The 17475-nt window shown below is 45.1% G+C and carries 17 protein-coding genes and 2 pseudogenes; 3 read left to right on the top strand and 16 right to left on the bottom strand.

The window, feature by feature from the left end; genetic code table 11:
• Positions 1–190: 190 nt before the first annotated feature.
• From LW728_RS17600 to LW728_RS17585, 4 genes are read right to left on the bottom strand one after another with little or no spacing between them, the layout of a single operon-like run.
• On the bottom strand, positions 191–634 hold the full coding sequence (locus LW728_RS17600; protein WP_002749339.1) for a DUF3531 family protein: 444 nt from the start codon (positions 632–634) through the stop codon (positions 191–193).
• 59 nt (positions 635–693) lie between these two features.
• Entirely contained in the window at positions 694–1275 is a 582-nt protein-coding gene (locus LW728_RS17595; protein WP_287168944.1) for a CPBP family intramembrane glutamic endopeptidase, read from the bottom strand.
• Positions 1272–2330 (bottom strand): DUF3326 domain-containing protein, encoded by a 1059-nt coding sequence (locus LW728_RS17590; RefSeq protein WP_287664868.1) that lies wholly within the window; start codon positions 2328–2330, stop codon positions 1272–1274. The genes LW728_RS17595 and LW728_RS17590 overlap by 4 nt, the downstream gene beginning before the upstream one ends.
• On the bottom strand, positions 2327–2503 hold the full coding sequence (locus LW728_RS17585; protein WP_002734354.1) for a DUF8621 family protein: 177 nt from the start codon (positions 2501–2503) through the stop codon (positions 2327–2329). Before LW728_RS17585 ends, LW728_RS17590 begins: the two co-directional genes overlap by 4 nt.
• A gap of 279 nt (positions 2504–2782) precedes the next feature.
• On the opposite strand from LW728_RS17585, the gene LW728_RS17580 reads away from it, so the two are divergent.
• Positions 2783–3337, top strand: a complete 555-nt coding sequence (locus LW728_RS17580; protein WP_002802417.1) for a Uma2 family endonuclease — start codon at positions 2783–2785, stop codon at positions 3335–3337.
• A gap of 77 nt (positions 3338–3414) precedes the next feature.
• Here LW728_RS17580 and LW728_RS17575 read toward each other — a convergent pair.
• The 11 genes and pseudogenes from LW728_RS17575 to LW728_RS17525 all read right to left on the bottom strand — a co-directional run.
• A pseudogene (locus LW728_RS17575) lies at positions 3415–3981 on the bottom strand (Rpn family recombination-promoting nuclease/putative transposase); the annotation flags it as partial.
• 307 nt (positions 3982–4288) lie between these two features.
• A complete protein-coding gene (locus tag LW728_RS17570; RefSeq protein ID WP_287767428.1) occupies positions 4289–5929 on the bottom strand; it encodes a DNA methyltransferase in 1641 nt (546 codons plus the stop codon).
• A 549-nt stretch (positions 5930–6478) separates the two neighbouring features.
• Positions 6479–7699 carry an efflux RND transporter periplasmic adaptor subunit gene (locus tag LW728_RS17565; RefSeq protein ID WP_287767427.1) on the bottom strand — a complete coding sequence of 407 codons (1221 nt, stop codon included), beginning with the start codon at positions 7697–7699 and terminating at the stop codon, positions 6479–6481.
• A gap of 43 nt (positions 7700–7742) precedes the next feature.
• Positions 7743–7964 carry a DUF4327 family protein gene (locus tag LW728_RS17560; protein ID WP_002759020.1) on the bottom strand — a complete coding sequence of 74 codons (222 nt, stop codon included), beginning with the start codon at positions 7962–7964 and terminating at the stop codon, positions 7743–7745.
• A 168-nt stretch (positions 7965–8132) separates the two neighbouring features.
• Positions 8133–9020 (bottom strand): acetylglutamate kinase, encoded by an 888-nt coding sequence (argB, locus tag LW728_RS17555; RefSeq protein ID WP_002802403.1) that lies wholly within the window; start codon positions 9018–9020, stop codon positions 8133–8135.
• Between the two features lie 79 nt (positions 9021–9099).
• On the bottom strand, positions 9100–10323 hold the full coding sequence (locus LW728_RS17550; protein ID WP_002802400.1) for a M20 family metallopeptidase: 1224 nt from the start codon (positions 10321–10323) through the stop codon (positions 9100–9102).
• A 227-nt stretch (positions 10324–10550) separates the two neighbouring features.
• Positions 10551–10844: pseudogene (locus LW728_RS23440) on the bottom strand (group II intron maturase-specific domain-containing protein); the annotation flags it as partial.
• Positions 10845–11410: 566 nt separating this feature from the next.
• A complete protein-coding gene (locus tag LW728_RS17540; RefSeq protein WP_002802399.1) occupies positions 11411–11968 on the bottom strand; it encodes a 50S ribosomal protein L25/general stress protein Ctc in 558 nt (185 codons plus the stop codon).
• Between the two features lie 27 nt (positions 11969–11995).
• Complete coding sequence (locus LW728_RS17535) at positions 11996–13339, bottom strand: adenylosuccinate synthase (RefSeq protein ID WP_002802397.1); 1344 nt, start codon at positions 13337–13339, stop codon at positions 11996–11998.
• Positions 13340–13466: 127 nt separating this feature from the next.
• A complete protein-coding gene (locus LW728_RS17530; RefSeq protein ID WP_002759244.1) occupies positions 13467–13634 on the bottom strand; it encodes a hypothetical protein in 168 nt (55 codons plus the stop codon).
• A gap of 60 nt (positions 13635–13694) precedes the next feature.
• Positions 13695–14858, bottom strand: a complete 1164-nt coding sequence (locus LW728_RS17525) for an LptF/LptG family permease (protein WP_002802394.1) — start codon at positions 14856–14858, stop codon at positions 13695–13697.
• 207 nt (positions 14859–15065) lie between these two features.
• Between LW728_RS17525 and LW728_RS17520 the strand changes: the two genes are divergently transcribed.
• Together LW728_RS17520 and LW728_RS17515 are read left to right on the top strand one after the other, a co-directional pair.
• The gene (locus LW728_RS17520; protein WP_287767426.1) at positions 15066–16118 is read left to right on the top strand and encodes a dipeptide epimerase; all 1053 of its coding nucleotides are present in this window, start codon (positions 15066–15068) and stop codon (positions 16116–16118) included.
• Positions 16111–17154, top strand: a complete 1044-nt coding sequence (locus tag LW728_RS17515; protein ID WP_287767424.1) for an N-acetyltransferase DgcN family protein — start codon at positions 16111–16113, stop codon at positions 17152–17154. Before LW728_RS17520 ends, LW728_RS17515 begins: the two co-directional genes overlap by 8 nt.
• Before the next feature lie 42 nt (positions 17155–17196).
• Here LW728_RS17515 and LW728_RS17510 read toward each other — a convergent pair whose 3' ends face one another.
• Entirely contained in the window at positions 17197–17331 is a 135-nt protein-coding gene (locus LW728_RS17510) for a hypothetical protein (protein WP_287767423.1), read from the bottom strand.
• Between the last annotated feature and the right edge of the window lie 144 nt (positions 17332–17475).

Raw genomic sequence — 17475 nt, 5'->3', positions numbered from 1 at the left:
TAAAAAAGCTTGTATACTAAAGCTTTGAGTTTTTGTTAGATTGATATTTATCAACTTTAGAGCATTGCTGGGCAGAGAGGGAGCTTGAGGAATCTTCTACAGTGTAAGTTCGGAAGAACCATAATTCATAATTCATAATTCATAATTCATAATTCTGACTCCACCAAGAAACTTTTTTAGTAAACCCTAATTATTCGCTAAAGAGATAATTACTGCGATCGCTCACTGGCCAATCTTGATTTTCTCCACCGATAATTAAACGTTTAATATCGACAAAATCCTTACTTAATTGGGTCAAGGCATTGATTAAAATATCTAAAGCAATAAGATCGCTAGTACCAAGGTCAAACCAACAACGTCCCCAAGTACCTAAGTATTCAAAATCGGTCATATTGTGCATCGGTGACATAAAGGCATTTTCGGCCATATCTGGATCGTATTCCATATAACTAATATCGACTCCCACCTCCTGTACCTGTAGGTTTTCGGCATTGAAAGCCCCTAATTTACCCAAATAAAACCAAGAGGCAAAAACTTCTTCTACATATTGCTGTTCCATATTCGAGGGAACTGTCGAAAATTCCAGCCAAAACCAGACATCAAAAGGATTAAATTCGCGAAATTGTACTTCCATATTTTTTATAGGAGACAGGAGTAGTCACTGATAACTGATAACTGATTACTGATTACTGATTACTGATTACTATGCTGTAATTTCCAGAGAAAACTAGCGAGGAGATTGGTGATAATATGAGCGAGGATCGGGATTAATAAATTACCGGTGATGATGACGGTATAACCGAGGGCAAAACCGACAACAGTTGCCCAGATAACATAGGGCCATTGTTGGGAACCGCTAAAATGGAGGATACCAAAAATCAGACTAGAAACGGTTAAACCAAAGATATTTAAGCCCAAAGCTGGCAAAATCACCCCGCGAAATAATAATTCTTCACTTAACCCCGGCAGTAATCCAATCCAAATTAAATCGGGCCATGCTAAAGGTTTAATGACTAATTCTAAGTAAGCGTTAGCACTATGGCGATAACTAGGCCAAAAACCATAGAGAAGCCCACTAATTCCACTAATTGCCCCCGCTAAGGCTAATCCGAACAGGAAATCCGGGAGAGTCCAGCGAATGGCGGGAATAGCGATCGCACCGAAATATTGCCAAACTTTGGCGACTACCAGCAAGATAATCGCCGTTACCGCCATAATGGTGAGGACTTGTGTGCGTGTCAGGGGATCAAATTCGGGATTAGGGGAATTAGTCACGGATTCTCGGATAAACAGCGTAAAGAGTTTAAATTAGGGCGAAGAGATGCGAGGTTAACCCCTGCCCGTTGACAAACGATCGCACCGATCGCCTCCATATACGAGTGTACCCTAATTGCTTTCACCCCTAGGGGTTCTGGGGCCACCTTCATTCTTGTACTATTTTCCTGCACAGCAATCAGTACAGTTTTTTCTTGACAAAAACTTAGAACTGTGCTAGAGCCGCAGGCACTGGCGGGAACGATCAGCGCGTCCACCTCCCGGCTCCAAATAGCATCGGGACCGGGCTGCTTGACCAATTGGGGGGCGCGACTTAAACCCACCAAAACGCAGGGTAAAAAAGTATAACCGATTTCTTCGGCTGCGGCCTTGGGGGAAAGTTGCGGATCGAGGGGCAGCGGACTTAAAGCGGGAGCGTGGGCCGCCGGTATTTGGAATTGTCGCACCACCAGATGGGAAATTACCGCTTCGGCCCCGGCAAGGGGATCCACCCCCTGACCATGGCGATAATTAGCCAGGGCAATGCTATCGGGATCGTCGGGAAAACGGGCAACAATGGCGATCGCTTCCGCCCGGCCTTGCTTAATCAGTTTTTCTGCCCCCCGCAGCAAGCTGTCGGGATTGCCAATTGTTCCCCAACTGGCCCCGGAGGCTGCCTCTCGCAACTGCACATTTAAGGGGGCATCGGTGATAACGTAATCGGTGAGATCTAAGCCTAGGGTGGCCCGGACAGCATCGGCAGCCTGAAGGTGTCTTTGCAAGAGGTCAAATTCAATGGCGCGATCAAATAGTAACCCGATGCGATTTTGATGGACGGGACTTAATCCCCAATCCCCCCGGGCAAAACGATCTAAAGCGTAACCCTCTACATAATAGGTGTTGGCTAGGGGCCAGTACAGTTGGGCGCCATTAAGGACATTGGGATGGGTAATTAGGCGATCGCAAACTTGAGCGATCGCTCTGGCCACGGGAATGCCATCCCCAGCATAACCGCCAATCGCTGCCCCGATGCCGGTGGGAATAATTAGTACGGCGGTATAGGGACGGGAATTCACGAGGCAGTGGTGACAATCGCTTCGACTTTGACTTGATTATTCTCGGTATCCACTTCTGTGATTGCCCAACGCAAGGGTTCACCGCGTTTGGCTAATTCTTTTTCGATTTCTTGCTGCAGTTGTTGCGGGGTTTCCTGTAGGTCGATTTCGGCACTAATAAAGTGAGTGGTCATGGGGATTGTCTGGGATAGTTATCCCCTCAGTTTATCAAGATTTTGCCCTCTTGCGCTGGTTTATCGGCTCTCTGGGTCAGGAACCACAAAACCTTTTGGGCGAACGCAGTTCGCCCCTACATTGTGGACAAAATCCGTTACTGTAGGGGCGCAAAGCTTGCGCCCTCCGATCGATTGGGATATTATTCCCACGCAAGTCCCTAAACTGATCACACAGACAATGAGAGAGCCAGATCCGTTCTCGTACTATAATTGATACTAGGCTTTCCCCTAGAGATTATGATCGCAGTTCCCAACTACATCAGTCCCCAAGAATATCTCGCTATCGAGCGCCAGAGTCAGATCCGCCATGAATACCGACGTGGTTTGGTTTATGCGATGGCCGGCGGTACGGATAATCACGAGCGCATCGCCTTCAATTTTCTCAAAGTCATTGACGAACATTTCGGCGACTCTACAGACTGTCGGTTTCACTCGGGTAATGTCAAGGTTAACTATCAAGATCAGTTTTATTACTATCCCGATGCTTTTGTTACCTGCGATCCTCGCGATCGCCAAGATCGTTATCTGAAACGCTATCCGAAACTAATTGCGGAAGTGCTTTCCCCCAACACGAAGGCTTTTGACAAGGGCGAAAAATTCCAAGATTATCAACAGATAGAAACTTTAGAAGAATATGTATTAATTTCCCAAGAAATCCAGCGCGTGGAATGCCGTCGCCGTAATTCTCTGGGGACATGGGAAACGACTATTTACGAGACAGGCGATCGCGTGATCCTGTCAAGTATTAACCTAGAGTTAGCCATCGCCGATCTCTACCGGGGAATAGATTAAAATGTGAACTACTCTCAAGGGAGTTGAGAGCTTGCTGCTTCCATGGGAATGGATAGACCGCATTTAGTTTATTTGTACTAACTAGCTCGGCAATTTTCCAGCCATTGTTCTAAATCTTGTAGTGACTGAAAATCTAACAAAGCTTCTCCCAAGTTTTCTAACTGTTCTAGGTCAAGACTGCGAATATTGGGCAATAATTCGGGGGAAATGTCCCCTACACGCCGATTTAATTGACGTAAAACTAGGTTAGCTTCTCCTTCTTGTCGTCCCTCTTGTCGTCCCTCTTGTAAACCTTCCGACCAGATTTCTTGATAGATAACTGATTCTTTCATGATGTCCTTCCTTAATAATCGTTGGATGATGTCTTTCTTTAATACTAACCCGGCTAGAATTGCGGTAGATGCGGCCAGATTACTTTGTTCTCGACTATCGCTGATTTGCTCGATTTCTTGGGCAATTTGCCGCAGTAAGTTTTCTTGTTTCTCAGCTTGAGCGAGTATGGCAAAGGGAAACAGTCCGGGGGCCTTTAATAGGGGTTCCGAGGGTTGTTCCCACAGTCTAATCACTTCAAATTGATGAGAGGTTTTCCCTTGTTTATAATCATTCTGTCGGACTGTGGGGGAGTCACTTTTCCTTAGATAAATAGGGTGCATCTCAATTTTGGAGAAATATCAATATCACATTTTGGGCGCACGCGATGCGCCCCTACCATAATATTATTGTAGGGGCGAATTGCATTCGCCCTCTTTTAATAACTTCTGCTGATCACTACAAGTACGAGAGAGCCACAAATATGAGATGCACCCGATAAATAACCACTTGATGGATAGGTTTACGCGGATAGCGTCGATAGAGTCTGGTGGCATAATCTAGCATTCTATAGGGAATATCTTCTTTAGGGTCGGTTTGGAACTTTTTATCACCCTATCCCCAAAAATAACAAAAAGATGTTTATTCGGGAAAGGGTATATCTAAACTCATTTGTTGTCCTTGGGTTTCCCTTTGTTTTTCGGCAGCTTTCAGGACTTCAAAGGTGAGGATAACATCGAGACGTTTTTTCTGTTCAAGGATTTCTTGTACTGTCACAATCTCAATTTTATCGACACTTTGACTCATATAACGACCGCGATAAATTCCCGCAGATTTGGCTGTTTGTATCATATCTTTGCTGGGGGGTTTCAAGGTGATAAATATACCCAGGGCTGCCCCTTGTAGTGTCATGGTTCCCTGTAGATCTCTGATGTCTCCTGATTTGACATTACCGGATTTTACTTGAAAAACAATTTTCTCCCGATTGTCTTTATCTCCCTGAAAATAGGCAATAGCATCGATTCCTTTATCTGCCCCTTTTTTGTCATTAATCACGGCCCGGTTATTACTATAGGTTAAAACCGCCCATTTCTCAAATTCTTTGCGGGTACGATCATCCGGTTTAGTGGCTAATGCTTTGGCTGATTCTAGATCTTTGGGAATACCATTCAGTTCAATTTTATCTAAAACATTTTTACCAAAGGAGTCCTCTAATCGCTTTAACATTAAGCTAATACTCTGATAGGTTATATCAATTCCAATCCAGTTTCTTTCTAATCTCTCTGCTACAGCGATAGTCGTTCCACACCCACAATAGGCATCTAAAATTATGTCTCCTTTATTACTACTTGCTTTGATTATTCTTTCTAACAATGCCTCCGGTTTTTGCGTGGGATAACCGAGTTTTTCAGATGCTTGTGAGTTAATTGGAGGAATATCATTCCATAAATTTGTCAGTGGTACTCCAGGCATTTCTTCTAAATACTGCTTTAATCTAGGAGTACCATTTCTTGTGTAATATAATTTATTTTGTTCTTCGTATTTCTGCATTGTTTCTATAGGGCATCTCCACAGCTTTTTAATTCCTTTCCAATCATAGTTATAACCACCACCTGACAGTCCACCAGCAGTCAAATCTCTATCTAAAAATCTTCCTTTGCCATCTTGATGCTTATAATATTTTTTCAGATATTCTTCTGAATATGGCTTAAATTGTTGATTAAACATCAAAATTCGCTTGGAATATAAAAAAATAACATCAGTGGTATTAGCAAAAGTCTTGGAATCTGAATGAGCAGATGTTCTTTCCCAAGTAATTTCAGCAATATAATCACCCCCCTGAGAGCAAAAAATAGTATCTAAAACTATTTTTAAATAATGACTAGCAGTAGGATCGCAGTGGAGATAAAAGCTACCGGTAGATTTTAAAACTCGATGGATTTCCACGATCCTCAGAGTCATACTCACCAGATAAGCGAGAAGACTACCTTTACCTAAAACTTTGGTTAAACCGTCAATTAAATCAATAGTCTGACTGGTAAATTTACCCTGATAGTTGCTTTGAATTTCTTCTAAAGCTTCGTTAGCGTGATTATCCCATGTCCAGGTATCCACAAACGCTTGTGCTTGTGCTTGATCTTCCTTACCTAAGTTGTTATAAATTTGGTTGTAATTGCGTTTAGAATTAAAGGGTGGATCGATATAACAAAGATCGATCGATTCATCTTTGATATACTTCCGCAGCACTTCTAGGTTATCACCGTAGTATAGTTTATTGACCATAGAGATTAAGGGGATTGACTGCATTCTCAATTGTATTATTATTCCCCCTTAAAGAGGACGAATGCAATCGCTCCAGAGAATAATATGATTGTACCAATAGTAGAAGCGCATCATGTGCGCCCAAAATTTAATTTTCTTAAGTTCATCTTGCCTGAAAATGAGGGGGTCGCAGGCAGGCACGGATTCCCATTATATAAATAAGTATATGTCAAGTGCTGGGATTTTGTCAAGAGGAATTAAGTAGCTGGTTATAATTAAATTAAAAATGGATTTTGCCTTTAATCCCCCCTTGATCCCCCCTTAGTCCCCCCTTGATAAGGGTAGGGTTGATTCATGAATCAACCCTACGATGAATCACCTACTATGAATCAACCCTACTATGAATAATCAACCCTACTATGAATAATCAACCCTACCTTGATAAGGGGGGTTTGATCCCCCATTAGTCCCCCCTTGATAAGGGGGGTTTGATCCCCCATTAGTCCCCCCTTGATAAGGGGGGTAATCTGACAGTTTTTAACACCTAACTACTTAGCAATCCCCAACTAATCAAGGATTACTCAGGATACTGACCCGGACTTTTTCGCCATTTTGCAAAGGTTTACTACTATTAACGACGAAACGCTCCCCCGGTTCAAGTCCGGTGATAATTTCTACTTGACCGTCGAGCGCTTGACCGAGACGAACAGGACGTTTTTGCACTTGTGAGTTAGACTCGGAAAGGACAAAAATGGCCGAGGATTCCCCTTGACTGACAATTGCTGTTTCGGGGACAATCACCTGAGGGGCAGAATTATTATTAAACCGCACCCGGGCCAATAATCCCCCTTTAATTAAACCATCCCCATTGGGTAGAGTAATCTCCACGGGAATCCGCCGGGCCGTGCCTTGGCTGAGGGGAAAAATCCTGTTGATGCGACCGGAAAAATTTCTCTCACCGAAAGCATCAAGGCTGACATTAACCGTTTGTCCTAAATTAATCGTTTTTAAATCCAATTCCGATAATAATACTACTACCTTGACCTGTTGAAAATCACCAATTTTGAGGACTTCATCGCCGATACTGACTAAATCCCCCGGCTCTTTTAGTTTTTCGATAACTATCCCCGTCGCCGGTGATTTAAGAATAGCGTAGGCCTGACGTTGTTGTTCCTGAGCGATGACCGATTTTTGGGCGGCAATTCTGCCGATAATTGCCGCCACCACCTGTTCCTCCACTTTAATTCTCGATCTGGCGCTATTAACGGCTTTTAAAGCCACTGCCGCCGTGGTTTGGGCTGTTTCGCCCTGTTGCAGGGGAATCGCCCCTTCTAGGGCTAATTTTTGCAGGCGCTCGCCATCATTTTTGGCCTGTTGGTATTGTAGTTGTAGGCGCTCCACTTCAATTTCAGCGTTACTGACTTCAATTCTCGCCCGGGCTAATTCCGCTTCTAGGGCGGACAGGGCGGCTTTTTCTTGCCGGACAACGGTGGCAAGGAGACGATCATCAACATGAGCGAGGATTTGTCCTAATTGCACCTCATCTCCCACATCGACGGGGAGATTGAGTAACTGACCGGTGGCTTGCGATCGCAGAGAAACTACTTTTAAAGGTCGGGTAGTTCCCGTGTAATCGAGATTGCGTCCGATGGTTGCCAGTTTAGCGGTGGTGACGTTGACGGTAGTAGTACGGGCCGCTGGTGACGGTGGTTGGGTTTCGGTCCCGGGAGAACAACTCGCGCTTAAGGATAAGATAACCAGAGCGGCGAGGATAATCGGAGTCGATCCCATGGCGATAATCTTGCTAGAAAGCTGCTTTTGAGTCGATGGTCGCTTATTCCTCGTCCCAAGCTTCTACCGCTACCACTTCGCTGAGAGGGTCTTGCATGGAGAAACCGAAATCGAGCAACTCTTGCTTCCAGTATCCCCACTCATCTCCGTATAAAAGAGCCAGTTTCCAGATACTATCGCTAGGTTTGACTACTTTTGCATCTATCCACTTGCTAACCTTGCGTTGAAACTTCACCATCGGGTGAGCTACGGCTTGTTTGGTCATAAATTCAATTGCTATGAATACTTAGGATTTTGCGCTTCCCGACTAAACTAACTCAAGACTAAGACTTTTGCCATTACAAAGGAGCGAGAAGCGCGTTTATTAACTTACTTGTACACCAGATCCGTGGTTTTAGGCAAGTCTTTTTAGCCAAAAGTACGGTAATTACTACTATAGATTAGTATAACCGGAGGCCACAATCATGGAACCGATGCCTCGATCGGTGAAAATTTCCAGTAAAAGGGCGTGGGGAAGACGACCATCGATAATATGAGCGGCCTGAACTCCCTGGGCCAGCGATCGCACACAGCAGCCAACTTTGGGAATCATCCCGCCGGCAACGATGCCTTTTTGAATCAACTCCCGGGCCTGTTGGATATCCAATTTAGCCAATAAAGTGGAAGGATCCTTATAATTCTCTAAAATTCCGGCTGTATCGGTCATCAAAATCAGTTTAGCTGCCCCTAAAGCCGCCGCTATTTCTCCGGCTACCGTATCGGCATTGATATTATGAGCTTGGCCGGTTTCATCGGCGGCCACACTAGAAATCACGGGAATATAGCCACTATTGACCAAGGATTCGACGACGCTAGTATCGACACTGCTGACTTCTCCCACAAAACCAATGCCCTCTTTACCCACGGGACGGGCAGTGATCAGATTACCATCCTTACCGCATAATCCTACCGCTTTACCGCCAGCTTGATTGATCAAGGCCACAATTTCTTTATTGACGCGCCCCACTAGCACCATTTCTACCACATCCATGGTGGCGGCATCGGTGACGCGTAAACCGTCTTTAAATTGGGGTTCAATGCCTAATTTATCCAGCCAACTATTGATTTCTGGACCGCCGCCGTGGACAATAACGGGACGAACCCCCACACAGGAGAGAAAAACGATATCTCGCATGACCGTGTCTTTGATATCGCTGTTATTCATGGCCGCGCCACCGTATTTAACCACTACGGTGCGACCGCGAAATTCTTGAATATAGGGTAGGGCTTCGCTGAGGATTTTCACCCGTTGGGTATCGTTTTCGTGGATATTATTGTTCATGGGTTTTTTTACCTGTCTGATTCAGTGACCAGTTTAGCGGTTTCGGGTTTGGCAAAAACTGTTCACCTTGAACGGATTGCTAGAAAGTCTTAGAGTTGCCGAATTTTTCGACGCAACGGACAAAAATCTCGACTCCCATGGCTAACACCGATTCATCGAAATCAAAGCGGGGATGATGGTGGGGATAGGCTAATCCTAATTCGGGATTGGCAGACCCCAAGAAGAAATAACAGCCCGGTACTTCCTGTAAAAAGAAGGACATATCTTCCCCTCCCAGGGTTTGACATTCGGGAACGATTCCGGCCGGGGTTTCCACCACTTGTGCGGCGATTGCTCGCACTAATTCCGCCATCTGATCATGATTGATTACCGGGGGATACAATTGCCAGTAATCGAATTGATAACTAGCCCCCTGACTTTGGCAGATGCCCGCGATAATTTCTTCCATCCGTTGTCGGAAATAGCCCCCTAACTGGGGATTGAAATAGCGCACCGTCCCACTGAGATTAGCACTATCGGCGATCACGTTTCTGGCGGTTCCCGCCGCTAATTTACCCACAGTCACCACGGCGGCATCGAGGGGGTTAAGGTTGCGGGCGACGATGGTTTGCAAGGCGTTGACGATTTGGGCCGCCACCAGTAGTGAATCGACGGTTTGATGGGGAATTGCCCCGTGGCCGCCCCGGCCTTGAATCTGGAGATCGAAACATTCCACCGCCGCCATTAAAGGCCCATTTTTCACGCCCACTGTCCCTAAGGGCAGATTATTCCAGAGATGTAGGCCGATAATTCCGTCCACGTCGGGATTTTTCAGCACTCCCGCTTCGATCATCGGTTTCGCCCCCCCCGGCCCCTCTTCGGCGGGTTGGAAAATAATTTTTACTGTCCCCTTGACATCGTGACGGTTTTGTGCTAGGTAAACTGCTGTGCCGAGGGCGATCGCTGTGTGACCATCGTGACCACAGGCGTGCATTTGGCCGGGATGTTGGGAACGATAGGGGACTTGGTTTTCTTCGGCGATCGGTAGTGCATCCATATCGGCCCGCAGGGCTAAAACTGGCCCCGGTTGACTGCCTGCGATGGTGGCGACAATTCCGGTGCCGGCGATGCCGGTTTGATGGTCAATTCCATATTTAGTCAGGGTTTGACTGATTAAGGAGGCGGTGAGGTGTTCTTGAAAGCCTAGTTCTGGTTTTTGGTGTATTTGTCGGCGCCAGTGAACCAATTGCGGCTGCAGGCAACGAATAGCAAGGCGAATTTGAGGGCAATTTAAGCTATTAGGAACGGGAAAGGAGGAAATCATCGGGTTTGGGCGGCTAGATTTTTTGATCATTAGGGGTCGAGAAGATCGTCACCGACCTCCCCTCCCATTTAGAACCGTGCTTGAGATTTTCACCTCATACGGCTCCTCGTTTGACTGTTCCCTTGTTAAAGATACAGCTTGACTTCCTTTGGTTAACTGTGTATTATCTAGACTGACAAAATCTTCGTGGGATGTCAATCAAGATGGTTCTAGGCCTCCATAGGATGCCGATTGAAGCTATCCTTAGATACTATCCCTGAGTAGTAGTTAGCCCAACCTCTAATGATTGGGTTTAGTTTACTAATCAAGGCTGATTGAGGTTCTGTTTTATGTATTTTAATTACACCTTTAATCGCTTCTGTGTGGAGTTTAACTGCTTTTTGGCTAGGTTTAATATGGGTTAGGAATGTTTTGTTCCCGTGTCCAGTTTTACCTGCTTTGTGTTTTCCTGCTGGGTATTGTCTGATGTTGAACCCGAAGAAATCAAAACCGGGTTCTTCTGTTTTCCCATTATACTCAATAGACCTCGACCTAATATTATCTCAAGACCAAAAGTCTTTCTAGTTAAGGAATCTACCCGAATAAAAATTATTTTAATTACCTCATATTTTTTCAGTGAAATTGAATTAGCAACGATAGATATACATTCCAGCCATCGAACTATTTAGTTAGTACATAGACTAAAGGCAAGCTGTGACTCGGTTATAATTTTTGGAGATGTCTATTACACTGCTGTAAAATTACGATGGTTCAGGTCGGACACGGAACCCAGCCTAATCTTGGATGGTTGGCAGTGGTCACAATCTTGGCGTTAGGTTACACCTCGGAGCCTTCCGTTCCCCGCTTCAATTCCAGAGTTGTGATTTCTGAAACTGGGGGTGGCTATCGCCGTTACTCTCAACTTGTAAAGATTTATTACAAGTGTATTGACCTTGAGTCCCCTTTACTAAACGTCGGGACAGATAAACAGTTATAAGGTTGGTCAAGGTTGACCTTTTAGATTCAGTCAAGGGACTGAAGACCTTACTAGGCGGTTATTTTGGGGATTTAAACCCTATTTCATGCCCAAACGTTTCGCGCACTGAATTTACCGTTTAGCGGCAACAATGGCAAAAACGGTGGTATGGGGATCGTCTTTTAAAGTCACCCCTTCCGGCATTTTTAAATCACCCACGAGCAGGGATTGCCCCACACCGATCTCCGAAACGTCAAATTCGATCACTTCTGGGATATTATCAGCAGTACAGGAGACATTAACTTCGTTGACGAACTGTTCGATTAAACCGCCCTGTTTGGTTCCGATCGCTTCTCCCATGGCTTTAATGGGAACAACGATATCGAGCTTACCGTGGGCAGATACCGAGAAGAAACTGAGGTGATAGAGATTTCTTTTCCAGGGATGAGATTGTACCTCTTGGATCAAAGCTTTTCCTGTCCAAGGCATTTCGGGAACATTCACATCCACCAGGGTGTTATTTACCGAGGCTTTTTTCAGTAGAGTTAAGGCCGCTTTTTCAGGAACCACGAGGGAAACCGATTCCGTGCCGTTGTGGCCGTAGAGAACCGCTGGGATCAAACCCTGACGACGTAGGGCCCTGGGGTTAATATTTTCGGGTCTTTTTTGACATTCAACGCTAACTTGCATAGTTGACTAATCCTCTTTGACAATGATTTAAAATTCGTAATTATCCCAAGGTGAGCCATTTTCGTCCAAAAGAGCGCGTTTGGGTCCGTGAATGGGATCTTCAACGATAATAGTTTGGTCGCGACTAGCTCCTAGGGAGATAATCGCGATCGGTACTTCCATAATCGCCCCTAGGAATTTTAGATAATCGAGGGCCTGTTTAGGCAGCTCTTCCAGACTGCGACAATCACTGGTGGGTTGTTGCCACCCCGGCATCGTTCGGTAAATCGGTTGACAACGGGCGAATTCCCCGGCACTACTGGGTAAATGGCGACAGGTTTTGCCGTCCAATTGGTAGGCCACACAGACTTTGATTTCCTCTAGGGTATCGAGAACATCTAATTTGGTAATCGCTAGACAGTCTAAACCATTGATTCGCACCGCATAACGACCGATCACCGCGTCAAACCAACCACAGCGACGACGACGGCCGGTGGTGGTCCCGAATTCTGCCCCGCGATCACACAATAACTGCTCGATCTCCCCCTCTAATTCCGTGGGAAATGGACCTTCGCCTACCCTAGTGGTGTAAGCTTTGGCCACACCGATCACTCGATCGATTACCGTCGGACCGATACCAGAACCCACACAAGCACCCCCAGCGATCGGATTGGAGGAGGTAACGTAGGGATAGGTTCCGTGATCGAGGTCAAGTAGGGTGCCTTGGGCCCCTTCAAAAAGAATATTCTTACGCTTGCGGATTGCTTCGTAGATTTTTAGGGAACTATCGACCACATGGGGACGCAGTTTCTCGGCATATTCTAGATATTCCTCGATCACCGTCTTCGGATCTAAAGGCGGTAAGTTATATAACTTTTCTAAAATGACGTTTTTATAATTGGTCGTCCATTCTAGTTTTTGCCGCAGATTCTCGGTATTCATCAAGTCGATGACTCGAATGCCGATGCGCTCGGATTTGTCGGCATAGGTGGGGCCGATACCCCGTCCAGTGGTGCCGATTTTATATTTACCCCGTTTTTCCTCGGATGCTTGATCGAGCAGCCGATGATAGGGCATAGTGACATGAGCCGTTTGCGAGATATAGAGATTGTCGGTGGTAACATTGAGGGCGTGTAATTGCGCCATCTCTTTGAGTAACACCGAGGGATCTATGACTGTTCCTGAGCCGATTATACATTCCGTATCTGGGTAGAGAATCCCAGAGGGAATTAGATGGAGTTTGAACGTTTGCTCCTCGACGACGACGGTATGACCCGCATTTACGCCGCCTTGAGAACGCACCACCACATCCGCCGATCGACTCAGCAGATCCGTGATTTTTCCTTTTCCTTCGTCGCCCCACTGAGCGCCGATTACAATAACGTTAGCCAAGGTATTTTAGTCTAGCTAAAGTTCACACAAACTACTATTATCCCTCTTGGCGAATACAACTGTCAAGTTATCTCTCTTAGCTAATTGTGGGGAGAAGGCGAGGGGAAAACTCGCCTATTTTCAGGGTTTATTGACCTTCCCGACTGATTTGACGCTCGATAGTTTCGATAGCGGCATTTAATCCCGCTAGACGGGTTTCGAGGTCATCGCGCATCCATTTGAGGAATGTTAATTTACGCTCTTGACATTCTTGGCGGGAAGTGCTGCCACAAGTGTTGAAGAAGAAGGGAAACATAGACTAAGAGGCCTGCTATAACTCTACGTCTCCTATCTTGACGAAAATTTTTAAAAAAGTCTAACCGTTAAGTCGCCATAATAACCACAGACCTAACCCAAAACCGAAAAAGTTAGGCAGCCAGGCAGCTAGGAAGGGGGAGAGGGTGGCGGTTAGTCCTAAGCTGCCGACAAGGAAGTTTAAAAGATAATAGAGGAAAACAATGGCGACACTGAGACCGAAACTGGTTCCCCGACCGATTCTTTGCGGTAGAGAACCCAAGGCACAGCCGATGGTAGCAAAGACGATACAGACAAAGGGAAAGGCGATTTTTTGCTGGATTCGCACTTGAAAAAACCTGACTCTCTTATCATCGCCACTGAGTTTGAGCAGTTGCACATATTCGATCGCCTGTGGTATGTTCATCTCGTAGGGATCGCGGCTTTGACGAGCAAAATCGAAAGCAGAGCGAGATAAAGCGATTTTTTCGGTTTTAAAGGGGATAACTTGGCTATAGGAGGCGTTAGGGGGGGTTAATTCATAGATAATGCCGTTAAAAAAGTCCCAGACGTTATCGACGGCATTCCAACGGGCCGAATCGGCGATAATAATTTGATTTAATTCTTGTTTTAGCCAACGGATAACGGTGACGGTTTTCATCTTTTCCCCGTCAAATTGTTCGGCATAAAATAAACTTCTTAAATTGCGATTAATCGTACCATTTTCTAGGGTTTTTATTTCATAATCTGGATAATAAACATCTTTATTTTTCCAAAAACTTGCTTCTTTATTAATTTTCTGCACTAAAATTTCTGTGGCTCGATAATTAGCATTGGGAACCACATATTCATTTAATAAAAATGTCACCACTGTAACTATTAAACTTAGGCAAAAAGTGGGTATAAAAAGACGATAAAGAGTGACTCCACAGCTTTGCAGGGCAACGGTTTCGCTATCACTACTTAAACGACCGTAGGTGATTAAAGTGGCCAGCAAAAGAGAAACCGGCAGGGAATAAGTGACAAATTCTGGCACTTTTAACAGGAGAATTTCTAGGGCGGAAGCGAGGGGTAGATTGGCATCAACTACCTGATTAGCCAAATCGGAAAGATTGCCGATCGCTACTCCCAAAGAGGCAAATAAACCAACACTAAATAAAAATGGGGGTAGTAGTTGGCTGATCAGATAGCGATCAATGAGGGCAATACCTCCATTTACCCAGTAAGAAATCTTTTTCTTAATCATTGATTTTGGTTAACTCACTCCTCTTTCATCCCATTTCCTAACCCGCAGCCGTCTTGCCTATCCCTTCGGTTAGCCTATCATATTTTGTCTTTGACGAAAAACACCGCCAGAAGTTGTATGATTGCGGTGAGAGTGGACAGAAGTAAGGATTTGGGTAAGTGTAGATAATTTTTCTGTTCCTATTCCCCGATCATCCCCAGGTGAATTATGCTGCTAAACTGGCAAACTTTTACTATTCATAAACGAGTACCTTTAACGATTAGTCGCGGCACTACCAGCGAAAATACTAATATCTGGCTGCAAATTAGCGAGGAAAATATCGAAGGGTGGGGAGAGGCATCCCCTTTTAATATTACCAGCGAGGAGAAAAAACCCGATAAAATCCTGCAAGAATTAAACTCGATCGCTCCTCTTTTACAATCTTTTCATCCCTGTCAACGCCAAGAAATTGAGAAAATTTTATGGCAAAATCAGATATCTTCGGCTACTCGTGCCGCTATTGATACGGCACTGCACGACTGGTTAGGCAAAAAAGCTAATTTACCTCTTTGGCAAATTTTTGGACTCGATCGCTCTTTAATTCCGCCGGTTTCTGTTACTATCGGTTTAAATTCTCCGGAAAATGTGCAGAAAAGGCTGTTAGATTGGCTAGAAATTGGCGATTTTAGCTTATTAAAAGTCAAATTAGGCTCACCAGACGGTATAGAAGCCGATCAAGCCATAATTCTGGCCATTAAAGAAATTGTCCCCCATTTGCCCCTAACTGTCGATGCTAATGGTGGTTGGACATTTAGGGATGCGGTGAAAATGTGCCAATGGTTAGAGGAAAAAGGCGTTATTTATGTGGAACAACCCCTATCCGTGGGACAAGAACGAGATTTAATTGATTTATACCAAAAATCGCCCCTACCTATCTTCGTCGATGAAAGCTGTTTTTCTAGTCAAGATATCCCGAAACTGGCCGATCGAGTCCACGGCATTAATATTAAACTAATGAAAGCTGGCGGATTAGCCGAAGTGCAGAGAATGATTCATGTTGCCCAAGCTTGCCGACTGCAAATTATGTTCGGATGTTACTCTGACAGCAGTTTAGCCAATACTGCCCTAGCACATCTTGGCCCGCTTGTCAACTATCTTGACCTAGATAGTCATTTAAATTTACGCGATGATCCCTTTACGGGATTAAGCTTAGAAAAGGGACGTTTACAACCAAATAATTCACCCGGTTTGGGTGTTAGTTTACGGACAAAAGATGGCTAATTATTTGACTCCTGACAAGAAAGTAGCGATTCTTCTCCACGAAGGAATCAAAGGAACTCGCGGCAAAACTGGGTTAAGTTATCTGCGTTACGCGAAAGCGCAGGTAGTGGCGATTATTGACTCAGAAAGCGCCGGCAGCGCCTTAAAAGAAGTGGCCGGAATTGATCGCCCCTTGCCGATTGTTGCTAGTGTTAGGGAAGCTCTAACCTATCATCCCGACACCCTGTTAATTGGTATCGCACCCTCAGGAGGCATTTTACCCCCCGATTGGCTAGAAGAAATCAAAGAGGCGGTAAAGGCGGGGTTATCCCTCGTTAATGGTCTCCATACACCCCTAAAACCCCTTTTTTCTCAGCTTAAACCGGATCAATGGATTTGGGATATCCGTCTGGAACCCCAAGGTTTAAAAATTGGGCAAGCGCGGGCGAAAAATTTAACCTGTCAGCGTATTCTAACGGTAGGGACGGATATGAGTGTGGGCAAAATGTCCACTAGCATCGAATTACACCGAGCAGCTCAAGAAAAAGGGCTAAAATCGCAATTTTTAGCCACTGGACAGGGGGGAATTATGATCGCGGGGAAGGGTGTACCCTTGGATGCAGTGCGCGTCGATTATGCTGCTGGTGCGATCGAGGCTTTGGTGTTAGAATCGGCGGAAAATAACGATATTTTGTTTATTGAGGGTCAAGGTTCCCTATTACACCCTGGATCCACTGCTACCTTGCCCTTAATGCGTGGCAGTCAACCAACGGGGTTAATTCTCGTCCATCGCGCTGGACAAATTCATATCAAAGATTTACCCGATATTCCCATCCCTCCCCTAACGGAAGTGATTAAACTCTGCGAAATGACTGCCAGCGCTGGGGGAAGTTTTGGGGAGGTGAAGGTAAAGGGGATTAGTTTAAATACTTTTCATCTTAGTCCGGAGGCTGCAGTTAAAGCTATAGAAACTGTGCAGGAGGAAACGGGGTTATTTTGTACCGATGTTGTCCGTTTTGGCGGTCAAGGGTTATTATCAGTGATCAGTGAGCAGTGATTAATTCAATTATAGTCCATCATTCAATCATTCCAATCACTGTCAATGGTGGTGGTGGACTACTGGACTAGGTAATAGGTGTAGGGGTAATTCATGAATTACCCCTACAATAACGTTTGTCTGGATGTTGTTAAATTTTCTCTTGACAAAGGCGACTTGACATGATACTATATTCATAATGGAAAATCCTTGCGCCTACAGACCCTCTTTTCCAACGCTCTTAACTATGATTGGTTCATTCAAGGCTCTCTTGGATTTGGTGGGTAAAATGTATTCTAAGATACAGTCCTGCTGGCGAGGGAATGGAAGGAACCACAAAGG

Source organism: Microcystis sp. 49638_E5, from assembly GCF_021300285.1.
Lineage (GTDB): Bacteria > Cyanobacteriota > Cyanobacteriia > Cyanobacteriales > Microcystaceae > Microcystis > Microcystis aeruginosa_C.
Note: the sequence above shows the minus strand (reverse complement) of the source record. Positions and strands in the feature narration are given on the sequence as shown.

Excerpts from the sequence above, each read along its gene's own strand:
- argB (WP_002802403.1), bottom strand. The coding sequence starts at position 9,020 with ATGAACAATAATATCCACGAAAACGATACCCAACGGGTGAAAATCCTC.
- LW728_RS17585 (WP_002734354.1), bottom strand. The coding sequence starts at position 2,503 with ATGACCACTCACTTTATTAGTGCCGAAATCGACCTACAGGAAACCCCG.
- LW728_RS17560 (WP_002759020.1), bottom strand. The coding sequence starts at position 7,964 with ATGACCAAACAAGCCGTAGCTCACCCGATGGTGAAGTTTCAACGCAAG.
- LW728_RS17530 (WP_002759244.1), bottom strand. The coding sequence starts at position 13,634 with ATGTTTCCCTTCTTCTTCAACACTTGTGGCAGCACTTCCCGCCAAGAA.
- LW728_RS17520 (WP_287767426.1), top strand. The coding sequence starts at position 15,066 with ATGCTGCTAAACTGGCAAACTTTTACTATTCATAAACGAGTACCTTTA.
- LW728_RS17580 (WP_002802417.1), top strand. The coding sequence starts at position 2,783 with ATGATCGCAGTTCCCAACTACATCAGTCCCCAAGAATATCTCGCTATC.
- LW728_RS17565 (WP_287767427.1), bottom strand. The coding sequence starts at position 7,699 with ATGGGATCGACTCCGATTATCCTCGCCGCTCTGGTTATCTTATCCTTA.
- LW728_RS17550 (WP_002802400.1), bottom strand. The coding sequence starts at position 10,323 with ATGATTTCCTCCTTTCCCGTTCCTAATAGCTTAAATTGCCCTCAAATT.
- LW728_RS17525 (WP_002802394.1), bottom strand. The coding sequence starts at position 14,858 with ATGATTAAGAAAAAGATTTCTTACTGGGTAAATGGAGGTATTGCCCTC.
- LW728_RS17540 (WP_002802399.1), bottom strand. The coding sequence starts at position 11,968 with ATGCAAGTTAGCGTTGAATGTCAAAAAAGACCCGAAAATATTAACCCC.
- LW728_RS17600 (WP_002749339.1), bottom strand. The coding sequence starts at position 634 with ATGGAAGTACAATTTCGCGAATTTAATCCTTTTGATGTCTGGTTTTGG.
- LW728_RS17510 (WP_287767423.1), bottom strand. The coding sequence starts at position 17,331 with ATGAATATAGTATCATGTCAAGTCGCCTTTGTCAAGAGAAAATTTAAC.
- LW728_RS17570 (WP_287767428.1), bottom strand. The coding sequence starts at position 5,929 with ATGGTCAATAAACTATACTACGGTGATAACCTAGAAGTGCTGCGGAAG.
- LW728_RS17515 (WP_287767424.1), top strand. The coding sequence starts at position 16,111 with ATGGCTAATTATTTGACTCCTGACAAGAAAGTAGCGATTCTTCTCCAC.